Raw genomic sequence first — 22627 nt, forward strand, 5'->3', positions numbered from 1 at the left:
TGCGGGAACACCCGGGCGGGGTGCTGGTGACATGGGGGTATGGGATATGGGGCGAAAGAGTCCTGCAGAAAGAAAATGCAATCTTTCTCACCCAAGTCGAGAATCTGATCGTTGGTGATCCTCGAAAGCCTGAGTCTCCGGGCTGGCGTAAACAGGCAGCAATCGGCTGGAGCAGACATTCATGATGACCGGGATCAACTGCTGAAACAGACGCTGATCACGGAGGTCTTCATGTCTCTTATTCTGCGAACAAACAAGGCCGCCAGTGCGGCCTTGCCAATTCCTTACATCTCAACCTGTGTACCCAGTTCTATCACCCGATTCAACGGCAACTTGAAGTACTTCAGGTTGCTGTTGGCGTTCTTGAGTAAAAAGGCGAACAGGCTTTCTCGCCAACGGGCCATACCGATGCGCTTGGTCGGGATCACCGTTTCCCGGCTGAGGAAATAGGTGGTGCGCATCGGACTGAAGTCAAGTTCAGTCAAGTGACAGAGACTCAACGCCAAGGGGACATCAGGCTCCTCGATAAAACCAAAGTGCAGACTGACCCGGAAGAACCCTTCGCCATACGCTTCAACCTCAAACCGTCGATCAGCACTCACACGAGGGCTGTCTTCAGACACCACAGTGAGCAACACCACTTGCTCATGCAAAACCTGGTTATGCAGCAGGTTGTGCAGCAGCGCATGCGGAACGGCATCGGCCCTGGCCGTTAGAAACACTGCCGTGCCTTGTACGCGATGAGGAGGTTGCGTACGGATGCTACCGATGAATAGCGGTAGAGGCAGCGCGGTTTCATCCAGCCGTTCAACAATGATCTTGCGGCCCCGTTTCCAGGTGGTCATCAAAATGAACAGGCCAATACCGGCAATCACCGGGAACGCACCGCCCTGGAAAATCTTCGGCGCGTTGGCCGCGAAGTACAGGCTATCGACCAGCAAAAATCCCAGCAACATTGGAATGGCCAACCAGCGCGGAGTTTTCCATAGGAGCAGGACCACCGCCGAGGACAAGATTGTTGTGATCAACATGGTGCCCGTCACCGCGACACCATAGGCGGCGGCCAACGCACTGGACGACTCGAAACCGATGACCAGCAGAACAACACCGACCATCAATGCCCAGTTAACCGTGCCAATGTAAATCTGTCCCTGCTCCTGACTGGAGGTGTGCTGGATGAACATGCGGGGGACATACCCAAGCTGGATGGCCTGGTGAGTCAGGGAAAAAGCACCGGAGATCACCGCTTGAGAAGCGATGATGGTCGCCAGTGTGGAGAGTGCGACCATCGGCAGCAGGGCCCAGCCCGGCGCGAGCAAATAAAACGGATTGCGCACCGCCTCCGGATTTTCCAGGATCAAGGCACCCTGGCCAAAATAATTGAGTACCAGTCCTGGCAACACCAATATGAACCACGCGCGGGCAATGGGCTTGCGACCGAAGTGCCCCATGTCGGCATACAGTGCTTCGGCGCCCGTCAGCGCGAGCACCACTGCACCAAGAATGGCCACACCGATTCCCGGATGAGCGATAAAAAAATGCGCTCCCCAGTATGGATTGAGCGCTTGCAGCACTTCCGGCCGCTGCAAAATCCCGTAGATCCCCAGCGCACCCAGCACGACAAACCACAGCACCATCACTGGGCCGAACAGGATACCGATGCGAGCCGTGCCGTGTTTCTGTATCAAGAACAGCGCCACCAGCACGATCACTGACAAGGGCACAACCCAGTGCCCGATTCCGTCAAACGCCAGCTGTAGCCCTTCAACCGCAGAGAGCACCGAAATAGCCGGGGTAATCATGCTGTCCCCGTAAAAAAGTGCCGCACCGAAGAGGCCAAGCAGAACGAGTATTTTACTCATGTGCGGATAAGGTGTGGCCGCGCGGCGGGCTAACGCCGTCAACGCCATGATGCCACCTTCACCCTGATTGTTGGCACGCAGGATGAACAGCACATACTTGATCGAAACGACCCAAATCAGTGACCAGAAGACCAACGACAGAATACCCAGCACGCCGTCGTGGTTGGCCTGAACGCCGTAGTGGCCAGAAAATACTTCTTTCAGCGTGTAGAGGGGGCTGGTGCCGATGTCCCCGTAAACCACACCGACCGCTGCGACGAGCAAGCCCAGTCCTGACGTTTTGGATTGCGGGTTTTCATGTGCTCCGATTGCTGCTTCACTCAAGGGTCGCTTCTCTCGAATTACGGGGAGGAAGTGCATGCCATCCTTGGGCAAAACGATATGCCCAGGCCACTGAGGCCTCAAGGCGCATGGACGTTCTAGAAATTCGCGGCCAGTATCTTTGAGGGCGGAAACAGCAGTCGTAAAGAAAGCGTAAAAAATTTACGGCAGATATTCGAAACATCAGATCAGATCTGGCGGCTTGGGTCTGTTCGACATTGCCGGACTGACAGACTGAGTCGATTGCAGCCTTGCGCGAGAGGCAGCAATCAGCCAGAAGCGGTCGCTCGCTGTAGGCCTCCCGAACGGGTCATGGAAGGGTTGTGTGAATCACAATCTCACCCAGGGACTCCGCGTGATTAATGATGTAGAGAGTCTGCCGCGGGGTGAGGCAAATCACTCAGCCTCACCAAAAAACCCCGCGAATGCGGGGTTTTCTATTGCTGATTCTTCAATCAGAACTGTGCGGCGTCCAGCAGATACAGTGACTCGCTACCGGACTTCACCGACGCGCTCAACGAGTGAATGCGCGGCAGCAGGCGGGCGAAATAGAAGCGCGCCGTGCCCAGTTTGCTGGCGTAGAAATCGTCCTGCACTTCCTTGCCGAAAGCCGCCTTGGCCATCAGGGCCCACATGTAGGCGTACGCCACGTAGCCGAACACCTGTAGATACTCGACCGCCGCCGCGCCGATTTCGTTCGGATTGCTCTTCGCACGATCCAGCAACCACGCGGTCAGTTCATCGAGGGTGGTCACTGCGTCGTTCAGCGGCTTGGTGAACTCGGCGAGGTCCGTGCTGGCGGTCGCCGTGAAGTGGCGAATCTCGTCGGCGAACAGGTTGTAGAACGCCCCGCCGCTGCCCACGATCTTGCGCCCGACCAGGTCCAGCGCCTGAATGCCGTTGGTGCCTTCGTAGATCTGGGTGATGCGCACGTCACGCACCAGTTGCTCCTGACCCCACTCACGGATGTAACCGTGGCCGCCAAAGACTTGCTGGCCGTGTACGGTGGTTTCCAGGCCGAGGTCGGTCAGAAACGCCTTGGCCACCGGGGTCAGCAACGCCACCAGGTCTTCCGCACGCTTGCGGGTGGTTGCATCTTCGCTGAACTTGGCAGTGTCCAGTTGCATCGCCACGTAGGTGGAGAACGCACGACCACCTTCGTTCGAGGCTTTCATGGTCAGCAGCATGCGACGCACGTCCGGGTGGACGATGATCGGGTCAGCCACTTTGTCCTTGTTCTGCGCGCCGGTTGGCGAACGGCTTTGCAGACGGTCACGGGCGTATTCCACGGCGTTCTGGTACGAGCGCTCGCCAGTGGCCAGGCCCTGGATACCGACACCCAGGCGCTCGTAGTTCATCATGGTGAACATCGCCGCCAGGCCTTTGTTCGGCTCGCCGACCAGGTAACCCACAGCTTCATCGAAGTTCATCACGCAGGTCGCGGACGCCTGGATGCCCATCTTGTGTTCGATCGAACCGCAGCTCAAAGGGTTGCGCGCGCCCAGGCTGCCATCGGCATTGACCATGAACTTCGGCACCAGGAACAGCGAAATGCCTTTCGGACCCGCCGGTGCGTCCGGCAGCTTCGCCAGTACCAGGTGGATGATGTTTTCCGTCAGGTCGTGTTCGCCACCGGTGATGAAGATCTTGGTGCCGCTGACCTTGTAGGAACCGTCGGCCTGAGGCTCGGCCTTGGTACGGATGATCCCCAGGTCGGTACCGGCGTGCGGTTCGGTCAGGCACATGGAACCGGCCCAGACGCCGGCGTACATGTTCGGCAGGTACGCGGCCTTCAATTCTTCGCTGGCGTGAGCGTTGATCGACAGGCAAGCACCGGCGGTCAGCATCGGGTACAGGCCGAACGACAGGCTGGCGGAGTTGACCATTTCTTCGACCTGGGCCGAAACGGCTTTCGGCATGCCCATGCCGCCGTAGGACGGATCGCCACCGACACCGACCCAGCCGCCTCCAGCGTAGGTCTGATAGGCCTGTGGGAAACCTGCCGGCGTGGTGACCGCACCGTCCGCCCAATGGCAACCTTCTTCGTCAGCGGCACGGCTCAGCGGTGCGATGCTTTTGCTGGTGACTTTGCCGGCTTCTTCCAGGATGGCTTCGACCGTTTCTGCATCCACGGTTTCAGCCAGTGCAGGCAGTTCGGCCCAGAGTTTGGCGACCTCGAAAACTTCATTGAGGACGAAGCGCATATCGCGCAGGGGCGCTTTGTAGTCAGCCATGATGGAATTGCTCTCGAATGGTTGGGGCATTGACCACGCCCTGATTGACAGGAACATTCTCTGCGGATTGCGTCATGGGCTCGCTTCGAACAGCTTCCACTGCTGTGGCTCGGTATCTGGGCAAGACATGTCCTGGACTGCAAAGCAGGAAATGCGACAGTGCAGGTATCAGCACCAATGCCCCGACCATGTTCCAGATGAACATGAAGGTCAGCAGGATGCCCATATCGGCCTGAAACTTGATCGGCGACCAGGCCCAGGTGATGACGCCCGCTGCCAGGGTGATCCCCACCAGGGCCACGACCTTGCCGGTGAATGCCACCGAGTTTTTATAGGCCTCGGTCAAGGACAGACCGGCACGTTGCTGGGCGAGTTGAACGCTCAGCAGGTACAACGCGTAATCCACACCAATGCCCACGCCCAGAGCAATCACTGGCAAAGTGGCGACCTTCACGCCCATGCCCAGCCAGACCATCAGGGCCTCGCAGAGGATCGAAGTCAGCATCAAGGGCACCACGGCCACCACCACCGCGCGCCAACTGCGGAAGGTGATGAAGCAGAGCACGGTCACCGCGCCATACACGTAGAACAGCATGGTGCGGTTGGCTTCGCGCACGACGATGTTGGTCGCTGCTTCAATTCCGGCGCTGCCGGCCGCCAGCATGAATTGACGCTCGTCGTTGCTGTGCTCACGGGCGAAGGCATTGGCGACCTTGACCACCTGGTCGAGGGTCTCGGCCTTGTGGTCGGCAAGATAGGCCACCACCGGCATCATCGAGCAGTCGTTGTTGAACAGCTCTGGATTGTTCACCGAGGCCTGTTGCGCGCCGTAATTGAGCACGTCCTGATTGCGCGCGATGGTCAGCATCTTCGGATTACCTTCATAGGAACCCGCCGTGATTTGCCGCACCGCGTTGACCAGCGACACCGTGGTCTGCACCCCCGGCTGTTGTTGCAGCAACCAACCGAGGCGGTCGGCCTCGATCAGGGTTTCGTATTTCAGACAGCCCTCGCTGGCGGTTTTGACCATCACGGCGAACTGGTCGCTGGACAGCGAGTAATTGGCGGTGATGTAGGCGTTGTCACGGTTGTAACGCGAGTCCGCCCGCAGCTCGGGGGCGCCCGGGTCTAGATCCCCGATCTTCAATTGGGTGCTGACCATAAAACCGCCTACCGCCAGCAGGCCCGCCACCACGACTGCACCGGTGGCCCAACGGCGTTCGGTAAAGCGATCGAGGAAACGCCAGAGATTGCCCAGACCCTTGCCGTGCAGTTCCTTGTCTGCCTGGCGCAGGGTACGGGCGGCTGCCTTGTGACTGACTCCGCAATAGGACAGCAGCACCGGCAACAGCACCAGGTTGGTGAAGATCAGTACGGCTACGCCAATGCTGGCGGTGACCGCCAGGTCCTGGATCACTGGAATGTCGATCAGCAACAGCACGGCAAAGCCCACGGCATCGGCCAGCAGCGCGGTGAGGCCGGCGAGGAACAGGCGGCGGAAGGTGTAGCGCGCAGCCACCAGTTGGTGGGTGCCGCGTCCGACGTCCTGCATGATGCCGTTCATCTTCTGGGCGCCATGGGACACGCCGATGGCAAACACCAGGAACGGCACCAGGATCGAGAACGGATCAAGCGCATAACCCAGCAGTGTCACCAGCCCCAACTGCCAGGCCACGGCAATCACCGAACAGAGAATGACCAATGTTGTGCTGCGCACACAGCGGGTGAAGTAGAAAATGATGGCGGTGGCGATCAGCGCGGCGGCGGCGAAATACATCATCACCTGGACCAGGCCATCCAGCAGGTCGCCGACCAGCTTGGCGAAACCAATCACACGGATCTTGATCGGGCCTTTGCCCTCCTCGCCCGCCACGCGAACGCTGCCTGCGAATTCGTACCGGGTTCGCAGTTGTTCTTCCAGAGTCTTCGAGAACTGGTGGTAGTCGATGGCCTCGCCGGTGACCGGGTCTTTCTCCAGCAACGGCACGAAGATCATGCTCGACTTGAAATTGTTGCCGACCAGGCTGCCGACGATACCGGAGCGGGCAATGTTCTGACGCAACTGCTCGACGCCCTTGGCCGAGCCGTCATAGATGTCCGGCATCACCGGCCCACCGCGGAAGCCCTCCTCGGTCACTTCAGTCCAGCGCACCGCCGGGGTCCAGAGCGACTTCATCCAGGCACGATCCACCCCTGGGGTAACGAACAGCGTGTCGTTGACCTGCTTGAGGACCTCGAGGTAGTGCGGATCGTAAATATCGCCTTCGCTGTTCTCAACGACCACACGCACCGCATTGCCAAGCCCACGCAGGGACTGACGGTTGTCCAGGTAGTTTTTGATGAACGGCTGGCTCTGCGGCAGCATCTTTTCGAAGCTGGCGGTGAGTGTCAGTCGAGTGACCGCGAAGTAACCGAGCAGGACGGTCATGACCAGGCAGGTCACCACCACCAGCAACCGATTGTTGAAGATCAACCGTTCGAGCAGGTTGCCGGAGCGTGCATCGAAGCCCCTGAGCTCCCGGACGACCGGCATCGTATCGAGTTGGTAATTAGCCATAACGTTTTTTGTCTCTTTTGTTGTACGGCAGTGGGCTTATTCGAGGGGTAATTGACGCAGGCCACGAGCGCCCGCGAGCACCAGCGATCCGGTACCCGATACCAGTGCGCCGGCCACCGGCGCCAGGCCGCTTTGTGACTGCAGTTTGAAGCTGACACCGTCATCGACGCTCACCAGTACATGGCCAGCCTGGCTCAGCAGAACCATACGTCCATCGACGGTCACCGTACTGGCCGTGATGCTCGCGGGCAGCCCCAAGTCGACCTTGCTCCAGCTGCCCCCCCCATCGACGCTGCGATACGCATTGCCACGCAGGCCAAACACCAGCACGGCACCGGGTTTGCCGGTAATGCCGAAGTAGGTGCCGTTGTACGGTGTGGGGATGGCGTGAAAACGCTCGACCGCCGGGTCGAGTTTGAGCACCAGGCCTTGTTCGCCGACGATGAACAGCTGATTGCCGACCGGACGCAGCGCATAGAGGTTCAACGCACTCGGGTTGTCCGTGCGATCAAGCCACGGCATCCAGGTCAGACCACCGTCGTCGGTGCGGAAAATCAGGTTGAAGGCACCAACGATGTAGCCGACATGATCGTTCTCGAACCAGACATCGAGGAATGGCTTGTCGGCGCCCTCGTCGGCCATGCGCCGGGCTTCGATCAGCCGGGTGGCGAGCACCTCATCGTCCGGCCGCGTGGCGGCCTGTTTTTGGTAATAGGCGAGCAAGGTCGGCCCGACCTCGCGGCCGTCGAACTGGCGACGCCAGGTTTCGCCGGCGTCGCTGCTGTGCAGCACCACGCCGTCGTGCCCCACCGCCCAGCCCTGGGACGGACTGGGGAAATGCACGGCGACCAGATCAGAGCTGACTGGGACCTGAGCCTGTTGCCAATGCCCGCCGGCATCATCGGAATACACAATGTGCCCGCGTTGGCCCACCGCGATCAGGCGCTCCCCGGCCCGGGCCAGCCCGGTGAACATCGACCGGGCAGCCAGTTCACTCGGCTGTGCCGGGGTGTCGAGCACGTCGGCAAACTCGCCGGCGACCACCGGGCGGATAAATGGCACGGCCAAGGCAGCCGCCAACGCCGAAAGCAAAAACCACTTGATCATCGTCATTATTGTTATCTCGAATGCACACCACAGCGCCCTTGTGGGAGCGAGCCTGCTCGCGATGAGGCCAACACATTCAACGCAGAGGTCGACTGTCAGACCGATTCGCGAGCAGGCTCGCTCCCACAGAGGGAACCGGTGTGTCAGCGGATGCCGGTACCGGCCAGTGATTCCGGTGCCCATTGGGCCTTGGAAAGCGGCTCGATGTATTTGATACCGCCGTAAGGACCGTAGAGACCCAGGATCGAGTAGCTGCCGGAAACGAAGTCATAGAACATGTGGTTGTCAGCGTTCGGCGCCTGCACGTCATAGCTGTAGGCCATGTGCGCGAAGGCACCGCGATAGAGCTGACCACGGGCGTCGTACTCGTCGGAGGCCAGGGCGATCCAGCTGTCCTCGTCTAGGTAGAAGGTGCGTTTGTTGTAGATATGCCGCTTGCCAGGTTTCAACGTCGCCTCGACGACCCAGACCCGGTGAAGTTCCCAGCGCGCCAGGTCAGGGTTGATGTGGTTCGGTGTGGTGATGTCGGCCGCTTTCTCGTGATAGTTGAGCTTGTAGGTATTGTAGGGAACGACCATCTCCTTCTTGCCGACCAGCTTGAAGTCGAAGCGGTCCATGGCACCGGCGAACACCCAGGAATCGTCATAGGTCGAGCCACCGGCCGAGCCTGGATTCGGTGTGTCATAGGCAATGTCCGGCGCCAGTTTCACCCGGCGTTGCCCGGGCAAATACTGCCAGGCGCGACGGGGCTGCTTCAATGGGTTGACGGCATCCTGCAACAGGATCGCTTCACCGGCACGACGGGCTGGACCCTGGTAGTAGAACTTGGTCTTGAAGAAGATATCGCTCTCATTGGCCGCCGTGGTACGGGCCGGATCGTACAGCGGATATTCGAGATAGACGTTGCCGGTGGTGGCCAGGCTGGCATGACCGGACGAGTCGACGTTCCACGAGTCGAACTTGGTATTGATGGCATGCCCCTGGTAGCGCAACAGGTGATTCCACATGGCTTCATTGCCATCGTTGGGGATCGGAAACGGCACACCCGGCAGGGCATTCTCCAGGGCTACCCCACCCTCGAGGGATTTGGTGCCGATGGCATTTTTCGCGGTGTTGTCCAGCAGCCGTTGCGGCAAGGCCACGGTACGGTGGGTCGGATAGACATCGACCCGAAACGACGGGAAGCGCTTGAGCAATTCCTGCGTCGAGACGGTCAGCTTGCCCGCAAATTGCGCGGCATTTTTCCCGGTGATTACCACCTTCGGCTTTTCCGCCTCGAAGGGATCGGGACGCATGGAGCTACCCTTCTGAAACGAGGCCGGTGGTGTGGTCAGCCCGCCGGTGTAGGCCGGGATGCTGCCGTCGGCGTTACCCGCCTTCTCGGCGCCGACACCGGTCAGGGTGATACCGAGCTTGGCTGCCTGATCCGGGGATACGGCCGCATGGGCGGCGCCGGCGACGGCCAGCGCCAGGGTGGTGGCCAGTAAAGATTTGACGAATTTCATGGGATGTCTCCTGTTGCGGGGCAACGGTTCGATCAAATAGTCGTTTTGAAGGTGAAGGTGACCATGCCGCGATCCTTGAGCTGGGCCGGTGTACCGCCGAACGCGGTGGTTTGTCCGGGCACGCAGTTGTACTGCCCGTTGGCACCCGGTGCCGCGCCAGCGCCTGGATTGCCAGCACTCCCAGGTGAATCGCAGGTATCGAACGGACCGAAGTTGTCCACGTACTTCAGGTCAAAACGGTACTGGTTGCGCACATCCATGCCGACGCCGACCGAGTAGCTGCCGGAGTCCTCGTTACCGCCGAGCTGGACGGCGGAATTACCATTGAGGCCGACGTTGTAAGTCATCGGCAGGTACATATCGATACCGGGGAACACCTGGTACCAGGTCGGGTTGAAGTTGACGCCAACGATGTAGTTGTCCTTGGTGACCTTGTCGGTACCGTGGTACCAGTCTTCGCCCTTGAACAATTGTTTGTTGTCGGTCACGTCCAGCCAGCGGCTGTAACCGAGTTCGACCAGCAACGAAGCGCTGTCCCAGGCCGGTGTGTCGGCAAAGGTGGTCAGGCCGTTGAGCACTGCGTGCACGGTGTTGCCGCGAGCCACGCCGTTTTCGCCGTTGAAGCTGCCGATGAAACCGGGCACGCCGCGGGCGGCCGCAGCCGGATTGACGGTCGTAGGGACGCTGGCCAGCGGCATGTTTTCGCGGTAGTTCAGGTCGAAACCGACGCTGACCCCGGCGATGCTTTTCGACAGGCTGATGCCATAGATATCGATGTCATCGACGTAGAACTGGTTGTAGCTGCCGGCATTACCCGAGATCAGTTGTGCCGGGCCGACGGCGGTCGGTTGCAGGGCCACGTTGGGCAAGATGTCGGAGGTATTGCGGTAGTAGACGCCGAGCGTGCCGTCCAGCCATTCCGGGCTCCATTTGGCCATCAGACCGAAGTCGCCGTGCTTGTCCGGGGTGAAGGTATGGCCATTGCTCAGGCGCAAAAACTGGTTGGCGCCGAGCGGCCCGGGCGCGCCGAAGAACGGATTGACGCCGCCGATCAGCGACAGGTTATGCCCGCCATTCTGCAGGCCGTCGTTGAAGCCCAGATACGTGCCGGATTCGGGCAGCCGCGCGGCGTCCCAGTCGAGGAAGTACTGTGCACCCAGGGTCAGCTCCGGGCTGACGGTAAAGCTGGTGGACAGCTGGTTACGCGGGATGAACAACTCCTTGGCTTCGGTGCCCGGCACTGCCAGCGCCTTGGAAAGGTCCAGGCCGGATTGGCCGTAACTGTTGCCATGGGCAAAGGCCAGGATACTTTCGCCCCAGTACTGCGTGTGCTTGCCTAGCTTGGCGCTGAGCAGTGACTCATCGCCGATTTCCGTGCTGCCAAAGACGAAGGCATCGAGGATTTCGGCCGACGGGCCGTTGTAGTAGCGATCGACATAACCGCTCACGTGACGGGAGTCCGGCCGACCACTATTGAGCTGATTGGTCGCCGCGTTGTCGCTGCCGACATCGTCGTAGGCATGGTCGTACCAGCTGTTGGCACTGACGCGAAAACCTGCCTTCTCCTTGTAGGTCACATCCAGTTCAGAAAGCACGTCCAGGCGCTGGGACACTGCACTGCCCGATGAGAAGTTGCGGTTACCGTCGTTGTTATTCCATGAATTGGCCAGTTTCGAGTTGGCGCTTTCGACGCGCTGGGCGTAGTTGAACTTGAAGGTGTTGTCGAACCGTACAGCCCAGTCTTCATTTCCCGTGTCGATTTCCACGGCTTGCACGGGCGCGATGCCCAAACCGGTCAGGATCGCTGAAGCCAGAAGTCCTCGACGCAGGTTTGCTTGGCAGTTCTTATTATTGTTGTTCATCTAACGGACTCACCTTTTTCTATGATTCATTCGCCCACGTCGATGCCTTCGGCCCTCACCCTGGCCAGTTCGCAGGCCTGTCGGGCAATCCGGCGAGTCGCGGACTGTCTGCTTTCTGAGGCAGCCTGCGCTGGCAAGACGCCAGAGCAGGCTGTCGTGGTGGCGTGGCTCAGTCGCCGTAGTCGATGCTGCCGTCGAGCTTCGGTGGTATCAGCACCTGCTCCCGCTCCATCGCCTTATCCGGCATGCACAGGGTGGCGCCGCGCAGGGCCTGGGCCATGACTGCCGGATCCATTGGCGGGAACAGGGCCGGGTCCGGTGCCTGTTCGTGCCTCTGCCGGCGCGGGCCCATCGAGCTGAGCAGCTTCTCGAGCCCTGGCGGGTGGAAGGTGACCAGAATCAACATGTCCTCGTCGCCCGTATTGACGAAGCTGTGCCGCACCCAGCGGTCGACGTAGGCCAGCGAGCCCGGCCCTACTTCAAGGCGCTGTTCGTCGACCACCACATAGCCGCTGCCCTTGACCACCAGCAGCACCTCCTCGTTGGCGGTGTGCGCATGGCTGGGTATGAAGCCGCCAGGGGGTAGTACCTGGCCGCCTACAATCATGTAGTTGGAGGGATAGTTCTTCGGACTGAGCTTGAGATAGATATAGCCACCCGGCGGCGGCTGCCAGAAGTCGTCACTCTCGTCCGGTCCGACAACAAGGGCTCCGCCCTTCTTCAGTCCGGCCTCGCGCGCTGGCTCATCGTCAGCCCAGCGTGCAGGGCGCATCAGCTCTTTCCAGTTCGCCGGCGCGTCGAAGGGCTCGGGAGCTGCGTCCCCGGGAGTGCGCGGACGGCCGATGGCGGCATAGGCCTCTTCGAGACCCGGCGGCCACACGGTGAAGAAGATCTTCAGATCTTCCTGTCCGTCGTTGCGCATCCCCATGCTCACGTTGCGCCCACCGGCTACCAGGCTCCCCTGGCTGACGCGCTGCGTCTTGCCGTCGACCGTGGCCTCGCCGCTGCCGGCCATCACGTACCACAACTTGTCGCAGGCACGATGGGCTTGCTGCGGAATCTCACCTCCCGCAGGCAAGACCTGGAAACCGTTGGCGATCATGTTGTTCGGAAACGTCGCCGGCACATACTTCAAAGTGACATAGCCACCCATCGGTTGCGGCATCCACCAGGACTCGCCCTCCTCGTCACCGAGCAGACCGGTCGGCCCTTTGTCCCAACCCAGCTGTCGTACTTCGCTACTCATGGCGTTCTCCAGATCAAGCGGACGGCGGAATGACTGCGATGGCCTGGATCTCCACCAGCAGTTGCGGCAGCACCAGTTCGGCCTGGACCGTGGCGCGCGCCGGTTTATGCTCGCCAAAGCACTCCTGCCAGACCTGATCGAACACCTTGTATTCGGCGAAATTCTTCACATAGACAGTGGCACTGACGACATCGGCCAGGCTGGCGCCGGACTCGGCAAGCACCGCAGCGACGTTGGCGATGGTCTGGCGAGTCTGCTCGGCCATTCCTGCATCGCCGGTCAGTTTGCCCAGCGCATCAACGCCGACCTGGCCGGCGACAAACACCAGGTTGGCGGCCTGGATGCCCTGTGAGTAACCGCCCTGCGGTGGCATCACGGTAGTGGGGTTGATTATTTTCATTTGAGACTCCCATTGAGGCTGAACGCGCATCTGCTTGGCGACGCGATAGAACAAGAATGGAGGCTGGCGAGGGACAGCCCCATCCTTCTGATTGACGATTTTTTTGGGGGGAGACTCATCTATTCGGATGAGTAGATCAGCGGTGCAGTCTGCCGAATCAGTCGAGCAAACCACGCTGGCGAGCCGTCAGGATCGCCTGTATGCGTCCGTTGGCTTCAAGCTTGGAGTAGATATTGCGCAGGTGGGTGGCCACGGTGGCCTCGGAGCGGAACAACTTGCGGGCAATTTCCTTGTTGCTCATGCCGGCAGCGATCATTTCCAGTACTTCCACTTCACGGCAACTGAGTACTCCGCGGTTGGTAGCGGATTCCTCGGCCGAGGAAGGAGATTGCCAATCGACATCCAGTTTGCAGGCACCGCGCAGTTCATCGACAAAGCTGGCAGGCAGATTGCCGGGAGTGACCAGCGCGGCATTGAGCGGCGAAGCCAGGACCCAGGGTTCATCGACGAAGGGCTGCACCAGTCGTTCGACGCCGGCATCGGCCAGCGCCTGCTGCATCTGCGCCACTGCCTCCGTTTCGCACTGCCCAACCCACAGTGCCTGCGCCAGTAGAATACGCAATGTCAGTGCGCGCATCAGACGACGCTCCTGCAGCGCCTGGTCGAGCAATTTCTGCAGTTCCCCGGCAGCACTGCCGTCGCCCTCTGTGATTCGGCAACGCAGCTTGCCGATCTGCGGCGTTTCCACATCGTTGGCGAAAGTATTGAGGAATTGCGCCTTACCCCACTTGGCCTGATCGGCCATTTCCAGGTGGCGACGAGCGGCGGCGCTGTTGCCGGTCAGCAGTGCCAGGCGCGCACGCTCCAACCAGGCGCTGGCAACCACTCGCGGCAGGTTGCGCTGCTCGCCTAACGATTCCAACTCGTTGAGCAGTTCGATGGCGCGTTCCGGCTCTCCATCCATCTGAGCGATGCGTGTCCGCACGCGCATTGAGCTGATCAACACCTCGGGAAAGGCACCTTCCTTGATCAGCGGCATGAAGATGTCCAGCAACTCGCGGCTCGGCGTAAAGGCTCGCACCAGATAATTGGCTTCGGCCAACAATGCCGCGATCGTCGTGTTAGAGGTACAGAAGCGCTCGCCCGGCGGATCCCAGCTCTCCAGCGCGCGCTCAAGGTAGACGATTGTGCTACGCACATCGCCCTGCAGCAGGTCGCAAAACGCCACAATGGTGTCGGAGTAAACAATAGAAGCGAGGCCACCTATCTTCTGCAACGCTGCCTTGGCGGTGACGGCCAGCCGCCGTGCCTCCGGCAGGTGATTATTCAGCAGCAGCAGATAGGCCTCACAGTTACGCAGGGTCCACTTCCAGAACAAGGGCTCCAATTGCGCCTCACAGGCCCGGGCCTGCGCCAGACACTGATCGATTTCGTCCAGGCGATCGGACCAGACGACCTGGAAAGCCTGCAGGGCGAGTACCCGCGCGCTACGCGCGTCGTCCAGAATAGGAGATTGCTCAAGGAATCGCTGTATCAGTGCGCGCGCTTCCTCATGCCGATGCAGGGAGATCAAGGACAACGTAGCCGAAGCATGCAGGGCCGGGTTGCGCACGATCAGGTCCACATGGATCAGCTTGGACCATTGCGCCAGCGTGGTATTGCGCCCGGCAGCCATGAACTCCTCCGCACACTCGTTCATGATGGCCGCCGCCAACTCGTGATTCTGCCCGAGCAAGGCATGCTCGACCGCCCGCGCCCAGTGTCCCTCGCCGCGCAGCCAGCCGGCCGCAACTTCGTGCAGGGGCGCCGGTTCGATATCGCTGCGGCGACTCAACTGCTGACGAAGAAAACCAGAGAACATCTGGTGGAAGCGATACCACTGCTGATGGCTGTCCAACGGGGAGATGAACAGGTTGGAATTAACCAGCCTGCGGATCATTTCCCAACTATTGTGTTGCCCGCTGAGCGCATCGCACAGCTCGACACAAAAGGTCTCAAGAATGCTCGTACGCAGCAGGAAATCCTGAACTTCAGCGGGTTGGTGGACGAACACTTCGTGGGCCAGGTAGTCGGCGTTCTGTTCGACCGAAAGCGAGGCGTCCAGCAATGCCCGTGGGCTTTCCTGACTGCCAATCAGGGCCAGCGCGGCCAGCTGAACGGCCGCCGCCCACCCTTCAGTGCGGTCATGCAGGTACTGCATGTCGACTTCTGCCAGCGTGTCGAGCCGGGCCTGTTGCAGAAAGGTACGGGTTTCTTCGAGGCTGAAACGCAGCTTGCGTGCATCCAGCTCCACTGCCTTGCCATTGGCCCGCAGGCGGTGGATGTCGAGCATCGGCAGTTCACGTGTGCCTACCACCAGGCGCTGCCCCGGTCCGAGCACGGAAAGCAGGCGCGCGAGCAGGCCGAGGATATCGGCGTTGTGGACTTCATGCAGGTCGTCGAGAAACAGGGCAAAGGGCTTGTCGCTGACAGCAATCTGCTCGGTCAACTCCATCGCATCGGCCAGCGGACTGTCCGGCACATCCAATGGAGCATGCTCGGCACCCTGCAGGACACGCGCCATCGCGGCACGCAGGTAGGCGACGAAGCGGCCGAACTCGTCGTCGGCACGCTCAAGCGATAGCCAGCCCGTCGTTACGCCGGTGGCCAGCATCCAGTCATGGATCTGCCCCAACAGGGTGGTCTTGCCAAAGCCAGCCGGTGCCGTGACCAACACCAGACCCGTCGGCAGGGCTGTCAACAGCGGTTCAAACAGGTGCGACCGCGCAACGATACGGCCGGGAGGGTGCGGCGGTTGCAGCTTGGCCATGAACAGGCGCGTGTGCGGCTCTCTTTTCGGGGAGTTGCTGTGTGGACCGGCCACTTGGGACATACACCTCACCATCTTATAAACAACGGCCCGCGTTTAAGCGGGCATCTCGGATCGGGTATCCATCCATCATAGTCGCAATCGCAAGATGACGGATCAGCCGGTGCCCATCGGATTTCGGCGTCAAACTCATTCCGCCAGGGCTTGCACCAGGATCCGGTTCTGCTCCAGGCCTCTGCGCAGATCTTCCAGGCGAAACAGGTCCTCGACGCTGTAGAGTCCCGGCGGCCAAGCGCCTTCAGGCTGATCCAGCAAGGCGCGGACGAAGAGTCCGGTCGATTGCACGGTGGAGTTGTAATCGCCCTCGGCAGAGACGCCATTGGCCACCAGCAACTGCCCATTGTGCAAGAGCGCTATGCGCGAGCGCATCGGCTCGCAAGTAAGTCTGGAAGGCATAGGCTTGAGCCTGACCATCGCCGTCAGCGCGGCTTGAGGAAGGCGTGCCAGCAAGCCCAGCTTATTGAGCAGTCGCAACAGGCCACTAAGCGGCCGTTCTGCCACCGCCAGCCAGGTCTGCACGAGGCGTTTGCCGCTGATTTCGGACGACAGCCAGATCTCGTCGTTATCGCTCAGATCGAAACAGGGACGGACACCACGAGGGGCCGGGAACTTGCGGTTTTGTACGCGAAGCCGTGGTTGCGTAGCCAGCAGGCGGTGAATGTAGCGGCTGCCTGCCAATCCGGCAGAACCGCCGGCAGAAATGATGTAGCCCAGCTCAATGCTGGTGGCTTGCGGGTGTTCCTCCAGCAACTGGCGCGCGACGAGCGCTCCAACGCCGGAGAAACCCGAGTTGAGTACCAGCGTGCCCCGTGCTCCGCTCTCGGCCACCTGTTGCAGATGCCGCCGCGCTGAAGCCCGGATGGTCGCTTGAGACAGCAACACACCACCCTGCCGGAGGATCTCCAGTTCGGCGCGCACCTCAGGATCCTCGATACTGCTGACCACCAGATCCACGCCTTGCAAGGCGGCGCTCAGGCTGCCCGGTACATCGAGGTCCACCCATCGAAAATCCTCGGCCGGCTCACGGCGCCGTCCACCTCGCAATACACGATACCCAGCCGCCTGCAAAGCGCGTGCGGTAAATTGGCCGAGCACGCCTTGGGCGCCGAGCACGAGTATGGTTTTTTCAGTCATGGTCAGTCCTTGGGGTTTCAGGCCGTCTGGCTGTCGGCAAAATGGATTTCGTGGTGGACGGCAAACACACCCAGCGCTTGCAACACGGCGTGTTCAAGCGTGGCGCGCCGGGTCGCCGGTACATCGAGCAGGCTGACCCTGGCCAAGGTGCCATGGCGCGCATCCTGGCCAACCTCGACACAGAATCGGTCGATTCCGGCCACGGGGCCCAGGGCGCGAACCAGGGCATCTTCGGTTTCACGCCAGACCAGGGCTGGCTTGAACGGCTTGCCAACCGCCGTCAGCGGGATTTGCTCGATGATATGGATCGCCTTGGGGATGGCCGCCCTTTCATGGATATGTACGGCGGCATGGGCACTCAGTTCAGCAGCGGATACGGTCTGGTCAGCGCGCAGCTCAACGTAGACAACAGGCAGTTCACCGGCGTATGGATCTGGCCTTCCAACGGCTGCCGCGCCGAGTACTGCCGGGTGCTTGAGCAGAGCCTCCTCGATCACCGCCGGATCGATGTTGTGCCCCCCACGAATGATCAGATCCTTGGCGCGGCCGGTGAGAAAGAAGAAACCACGACCATCACGGCGCGCGAGATCGCCAGTCTTCAGCCAGCCGTCAGTGAGGAACAGGTTGCGATTGGCAACCTCATCAAGGTAACCAGGGAAAACCGTGTCACCACGGATCACCAGTTGACCGACCGTCTCATCCGGACAATCGCCCAAATAATTTCCATCGCTATCCAGATCCACAACCTTGACCTCAACTCCGGGCAGGGCCTTGCCAATGGAGCCGACGAGACGTTCGCCATGAACCGGATTCATGGTGCTGGCACAGGTAGACTCGGTAAGGCCATAACCCTCCAGCAGCCGAACACCCGTGGCCCCCTCGAAGCGTCGCATCAGCTCCGGCGACAGCGGCGCCGCACCACAAATGCCATAGCGCAGCGAGCTGACATCGGCATCACCGATCGGAACCTCCAACAGGCTTGAATAGACGGTCGGCACACCACTGAAAAAATTGATGCTGTAGCGTTCGACCAGCTTCCAGAAGTTGGCGATCACGCCTTTGCCTCGGTAGCCGGCGGCGGTCGGCAGCAGTACCGAACCGCCGATGAGAAAAGGCAACAGTCCAGTGACCATCACACCGTTGACATGGAACAGCGGCAGTCCGCAAAGGAACTTGCCCCCCGTCAACTCCAGCGCGCTGGCCAGCGCTTGCGCCATGGTCATTTCATTGCCGTGGGTATGCCGCGCCACCTTGGGGATGCCGGTGGTACCGCCGGTGTGGAAATAGGCAGCGGTGTCGCTGGCTTTGAAACTGCGGCGCATGAGCAGTTGTGCGCCCGGCTGGCTGGCCAGCGCACGGTCGAAATCGCTGACTGCCACATTGCCCAGCCGCTCGGGGAGCACTGCCGGTGAGGCGCCGTCAGTGAATTGCGTCGGGTCGATGCAAAGAATGTGACGCAGGCTGGGTACCTGACGGGCCATTTCTTCGATCTGCGGCCACAGCGCATTGTCGGGCCCTGGCGCCAGTGTCACCAATACCGTGGCCTGAACCCGCTGCATAATCGAGCCCATATGGGCAGCCTCCAGCATCGGATTGATCGGGTTGGCGATGGCCACGGCCTGCGCGCCCCAATAGGCAAAGTGAAACTGTGGCAGGTTCGGCAGCACGATAGACACGCTGTCGTCACGGCCGATGCCGGCCGTGTGCAACCAGTTGGCAAAGCGGGTGATCTGTTCGAGCAACTCGCGATAACGCCAGGTGAACGACTGGGCAGACGGATCTGCATCGGGAAGAAAACGCAATGCAACCTGCTCGGGCAGGCGAGCGGCGGTGGCGGCGATGAGTTCGTAGGTACTGTTCATGGCAGGTTTTCTCGTACTGAGGCTCAATCCGCAAGGCACTGCTTGAGGAAGTTCTGGATACGCGCGTTGGCACTGGCCGCGAGCGGGATTGGCATGGCATTGAAGGCGTGGATGCCACCGGGGTAGATGGCCAGCTCGGCCTGATTGCCGGCTGCGCTCCAACGGCTGGACATGAACAACGAGTCATCCAGCAGCGGGTCGAGGGTGCCCACGCTGAAAAGCGCCGGTGGCAGGCCCGAGAGATCGGCATAGAGTGGCGAGACATCTGGCGAGTACGGATCCGGCGCCGCAAACCATTCCAGATATTGACGGATGATGGGCGTCGACAGCACCAGGTTGCGTTCACCCCAGTTGCGGGCACCCGGCGTCAGCGCCAGATCGTAACAACCATAAGTCAGATAGGCGGCGCTGTAGGGGGTCAGGCCATGACGGTCGCGCAGGCGCAGCAATGTGGTCACGGCCAGGTACGCGCCGGCCGATTCGCCACCGATCATCAGGCGCTGGGTGCCGAACAATTCCTGACTGTTGGCCACCAGCCACAGCGCGGCGGCTTCGCAGTCATCATTGGCGGCGGGATATGGGTGTTCCGGTGTCAGCCGGTAGCCGACGCTGACCACGGCCATGCCGGTGGATTGGGCAATGGCATCGAGGAGGAAGTCTTGCTGGTCATGGGCGCCCAGCGCCCAGCCGCCGCCATGCAGGTGCAGCAGAACACCCGTCGCCCCCTTCGTCGCGAACACGCGCAATGGCAGCGGCCCGGCCGGACCATCGATAACCTGCTCGCTGCCATTGGGCGACAGGACCACCGGGCCGAGGAAGGAGTTGCCATTGGTGCGGGCGTCGCGTGCTGCCTGGGCAGGAATCTGCAGGATGGTCGGCAGACCACCGAGAATCTGCTCCAGCCTGTCGTTGGCGGCCTGGGTGCTGGCGTCGATGCGGGCCGGATCGAAGACGCGCGAATCGATTGCGAAAGTGCTGCTCTGGCTCATGACAGGTCCTCAAGGAAATACGGATGCTTAGAACACCAGGCCACCCTACCTGGCGGTCCTGGGTCTATAGTGCGAACGGACTGGCGGCACGCCCATACTCAGAATTGACGATTCACAACGGATATATGCGCCTGGTTCAGGCCTGGCAGGCCTCAAAGCTGCCTTGCAGGACGGCGGCATCGATGGCACCCGGCGCTCCGATGGCGACGATCCGGTTGACCGCCGGTTGTCCCTGCCAACTACCACCCAAGGCAATGTCCACACGCTTGCCGACCACCTGCAGAATCACCCGCTGATCGGGTACTTCCCGGCAGTACACCACGCCCTTGCAGCGATAAATCTGACTGGGCAGGCGTGCAGCTGCATGGCGTAGCGCATCCAGCGACAGCGGCTGCGCGCTCTGGAAGCTCCAGGTGCTGAATTGCCGTTCGTGGTGGGGTTCGCAGGCAGCCTCGTGGGCATGCTCGTGGGTGTGAGTGCAATGTGCGTCGCAACTGTGCTCGTGAACCTGCGGCTCACGAACGGCATCCAGCCGCCCCGCTGCCAGGAGGATCGCCAATGGCACGACGCAGCGCGTCGTTTCCAGCAGGCGATAACGGTGGAAGTGTTCGTCCAGCCATCCACGCACCCGGGTCAAGTGAGGGGCGTCGACCAGATCGACCTTGTTCAGCAGCAGCAGATCGGCGAACGCAATCTGACGCAGCTTGAGTTCCATCTGCTCGGGGGCTTCGAACACTTGAGCGGCATCGAGGACACAGGTGATGCTGTCCAGACGAATACGCTCGCGCAAGGCGGGGTTGGCGAAGGTGATCGCGATGCCTGCCGGGTCGGCAACGCCGCTGGCTTCAAGGATCACATATTCGGGCTGCTCCGGGCGCGCCAGCACCTGCTCGATCGCCTGCAACAAGTCGTCGCGCACAGAGCAGCACACGCAACCGTTGGCCAGGCTGACCACGTCACTGTCGACGCCGACGACCAGTTCAGCATCGATATTCAATGCGCCGAAGTCGTTGACCAGCACGGCAATACGCAAACCATGGTCTTCGCTCAACAGACGATTGAGCAGAGTGGTCTTGCCGGCACCCAGAAAACCGGTTAGCACGGTCAGCGGAGTGGCCTTGGCGGTGGTGGAAATGTCGAAGTCTGACATGCGGGGTACCTGGCCCGCCTGCGCGGGCCCGTAGCGGGAGAATGGCAGCCTCAGCCGCCGAAGAAACGCGCTTTCACTTTGCTCCAGGCCATCTGCAGCACGTTGATCGTGAAGTCACGCGGAAAGTTTTTGTAAGGTTCGCGGTACAGCCCCGGCGGCGCCGCCCGGTGGCGGTCAATGTGCTGGTCGCGCACGTACTGCTCCTGGACGTCCTCGATGCGATGGCGCGGATTGGGGAAACGTACCTCAGTGTTGGTCGGCCCCAGGTCGAAGAGCTCGGCGGCTTCACTGGCACTGGGGGTGCGCGGACTGGCCGATTCAGGCAGCGCGGCGCGGCGGGTCCAGATCGCGTCCTTGGTCACGTTGACGACGACCACGTCGGGCGCGCCGAACTGGAACAGCCCTTTCCAATGGCTGCGTATGCCCGCCAACAGTTCTGGCACGATGGCTTCGTCCAGACTCAAGTGGGTGATCATGCCCAGCCGCGGCTTGACCTGATTGATCAGATAGCCCGCCTCATAGTGTGTGGTGTGCGCCATGTCGATCGTGCTGTTTAGCATCACCGGCGGCACACCGAACTTGAGCGAGTTGAGGGTGCCCAGATCGGGCTGCAACTCGGTGACGAACACGTCGACACCGGCGGCATACTTCTCGGTGAGTTTGTCTGGCAGGCCATCCCCCGTCCAGACGAAGGACAGGCCATTCCAGTCCAGCCGGTAGGCCACCGCGCCGTCCTTGGTATGGGAACGACGCCAATGGCGAACAGTGACCCCATCCTGGTCGTAGCAGATGCCATTGTCGTCACGGAAGTCGAACTCGTTGACCTCCACTTCGTACCCATCACCGATGGGGAAGCTATTGAAGCTGTCGGTGTGCCAGTGAGTCATGGCCTGCATGCCGGCGACCATCGCCTTGATACCGTCCTTGTCCGTACGCCCGGAAGGACCGTGTACGCGCAACGGCTTCCAGCGCCCCATCCACGGTGCAAAACAGTAGAGGTACGGCAGGTCCGCGTAATGGTCGACGTGCAGGTGGGTCAGAAAGATGTCGTTGACGGTCTGGAACGGCACCTGCATGGCGAAGATGTTGCGCACGCAGCCGGAGCCGAAATCGAAGAAGAAACGTTTGCCATTGCCCAGCTCGACCATGATGCAAGTGCCCGCCTGGCTACGGGTCGGTGGCATGGGCGTACTGCCGAGGAAGGAAATGCGCATCTCATCCTTGCCCAGCTCTTCGGTACCGGGGAAGTAGTTGTTGTTATTGTTCAGAGACGGTGTGGGACGGTAGTAAGGTGGAAACGTGATGCCCGTGCCTGGGCCGCCCCCATAGGGATTGCCGTCCATGCGGTCTGCCGGGGCATCGACTGCAGCCGTTGGTGGGCTGACGGCGGTATCACCGGCAGGAGTGTTGCGCCCGAGAGCAAAACCGGCAACCCCGGCCATAGCCACGCCGAGCGTCTTCAGTGCATTACGCCGCGAGGGGTGGTTGTCAGCCTGTTCACTGCCCTCAGGCATCTGCTGGTCATTCAT

14 protein-coding genes are annotated in these 22627 nt (G+C 60.9%); all 14 read right to left on the bottom strand.

The window, feature by feature from the left end:
• Positions 1–284 precede the first annotated feature (284 nt).
• The 14 genes from AC3IT9_RS17270 to gntH all read right to left on the bottom strand — a co-directional run bounded on the left by AC3IT9_RS17270 (position 285) and on the right by gntH (position 22627).
• Entirely contained in the window at positions 285–2186 is a 1902-nt protein-coding gene (locus AC3IT9_RS17270; protein WP_489270480.1) for a potassium transporter Kup, read from the bottom strand.
• A gap of 452 nt (positions 2187–2638) precedes the next feature.
• On the bottom strand, positions 2639–4417 hold the full coding sequence (locus tag AC3IT9_RS17275) for an acyl-CoA dehydrogenase C-terminal domain-containing protein (protein WP_489270481.1): 1779 nt from the start codon (positions 4415–4417) through the stop codon (positions 2639–2641).
• The gene (locus AC3IT9_RS17280; protein WP_489270482.1) at positions 4410–6974 is read right to left on the bottom strand and encodes an efflux RND transporter permease subunit; all 2565 of its coding nucleotides are present in this window, start codon (positions 6972–6974) and stop codon (positions 4410–4412) included. The genes AC3IT9_RS17275 and AC3IT9_RS17280 overlap by 8 nt, the downstream gene beginning before the upstream one ends.
• A gap of 36 nt (positions 6975–7010) precedes the next feature.
• The gene (locus AC3IT9_RS17285; protein ID WP_489270483.1) at positions 7011–8087 is read right to left on the bottom strand and encodes a WD40/YVTN/BNR-like repeat-containing protein; all 1077 of its coding nucleotides are present in this window, start codon (positions 8085–8087) and stop codon (positions 7011–7013) included.
• A 137-nt stretch (positions 8088–8224) separates the two neighbouring features.
• Positions 8225–9586, bottom strand: a complete 1362-nt coding sequence (locus AC3IT9_RS17290; protein WP_150756081.1) for a DUF1329 domain-containing protein — start codon at positions 9584–9586, stop codon at positions 8225–8227.
• Between the two features lie 32 nt (positions 9587–9618).
• On the bottom strand, positions 9619–11448 hold the full coding sequence (locus AC3IT9_RS17295; RefSeq protein WP_489270484.1) for a DUF1302 domain-containing protein: 1830 nt from the start codon (positions 11446–11448) through the stop codon (positions 9619–9621).
• Between the two features lie 169 nt (positions 11449–11617).
• Complete coding sequence (locus AC3IT9_RS17300) at positions 11618–12694, bottom strand: cupin domain-containing protein (RefSeq protein ID WP_489270485.1); 1077 nt, start codon at positions 12692–12694, stop codon at positions 11618–11620.
• Between the two features lie 13 nt (positions 12695–12707).
• Positions 12708–13094 carry a RidA family protein gene (locus tag AC3IT9_RS17305; RefSeq protein ID WP_489270486.1) on the bottom strand — a complete coding sequence of 129 codons (387 nt, stop codon included), beginning with the start codon at positions 13092–13094 and terminating at the stop codon, positions 12708–12710.
• A 157-nt stretch (positions 13095–13251) separates the two neighbouring features.
• Complete coding sequence (locus AC3IT9_RS17310; protein WP_489270487.1) at positions 13252–15966, bottom strand: winged helix-turn-helix domain-containing protein; 2715 nt, start codon at positions 15964–15966, stop codon at positions 13252–13254.
• Between the two features lie 126 nt (positions 15967–16092).
• Positions 16093–17097 carry an NAD-dependent epimerase/dehydratase family protein gene (locus AC3IT9_RS17315; RefSeq protein ID WP_489270488.1) on the bottom strand — a complete coding sequence of 335 codons (1005 nt, stop codon included), beginning with the start codon at positions 17095–17097 and terminating at the stop codon, positions 16093–16095.
• A gap of 17 nt (positions 17098–17114) precedes the next feature.
• Entirely contained in the window at positions 17115–18959 is a 1845-nt protein-coding gene (locus AC3IT9_RS17320) for an acyl-CoA synthetase (protein WP_489270489.1), read from the bottom strand.
• Positions 18960–18982: 23 nt separating this feature from the next.
• Entirely contained in the window at positions 18983–19948 is a 966-nt protein-coding gene (locus tag AC3IT9_RS17325; protein ID WP_489270491.1) for an alpha/beta hydrolase, read from the bottom strand.
• 136 nt (positions 19949–20084) lie between these two features.
• Positions 20085–21098, bottom strand: a complete 1014-nt coding sequence (locus AC3IT9_RS17330; protein ID WP_489270492.1) for a CobW family GTP-binding protein — start codon at positions 21096–21098, stop codon at positions 20085–20087.
• A 50-nt stretch (positions 21099–21148) separates the two neighbouring features.
• On the bottom strand, positions 21149–22627 hold the full coding sequence (gene gntH, locus AC3IT9_RS17335) for a guanitoxin biosynthesis MBL fold metallo-hydrolase GntH (RefSeq protein WP_489270493.1): 1479 nt from the start codon (positions 22625–22627) through the stop codon (positions 21149–21151).

Source organism: Pseudomonas sp. KH_046_1, from assembly GCF_057839025.1.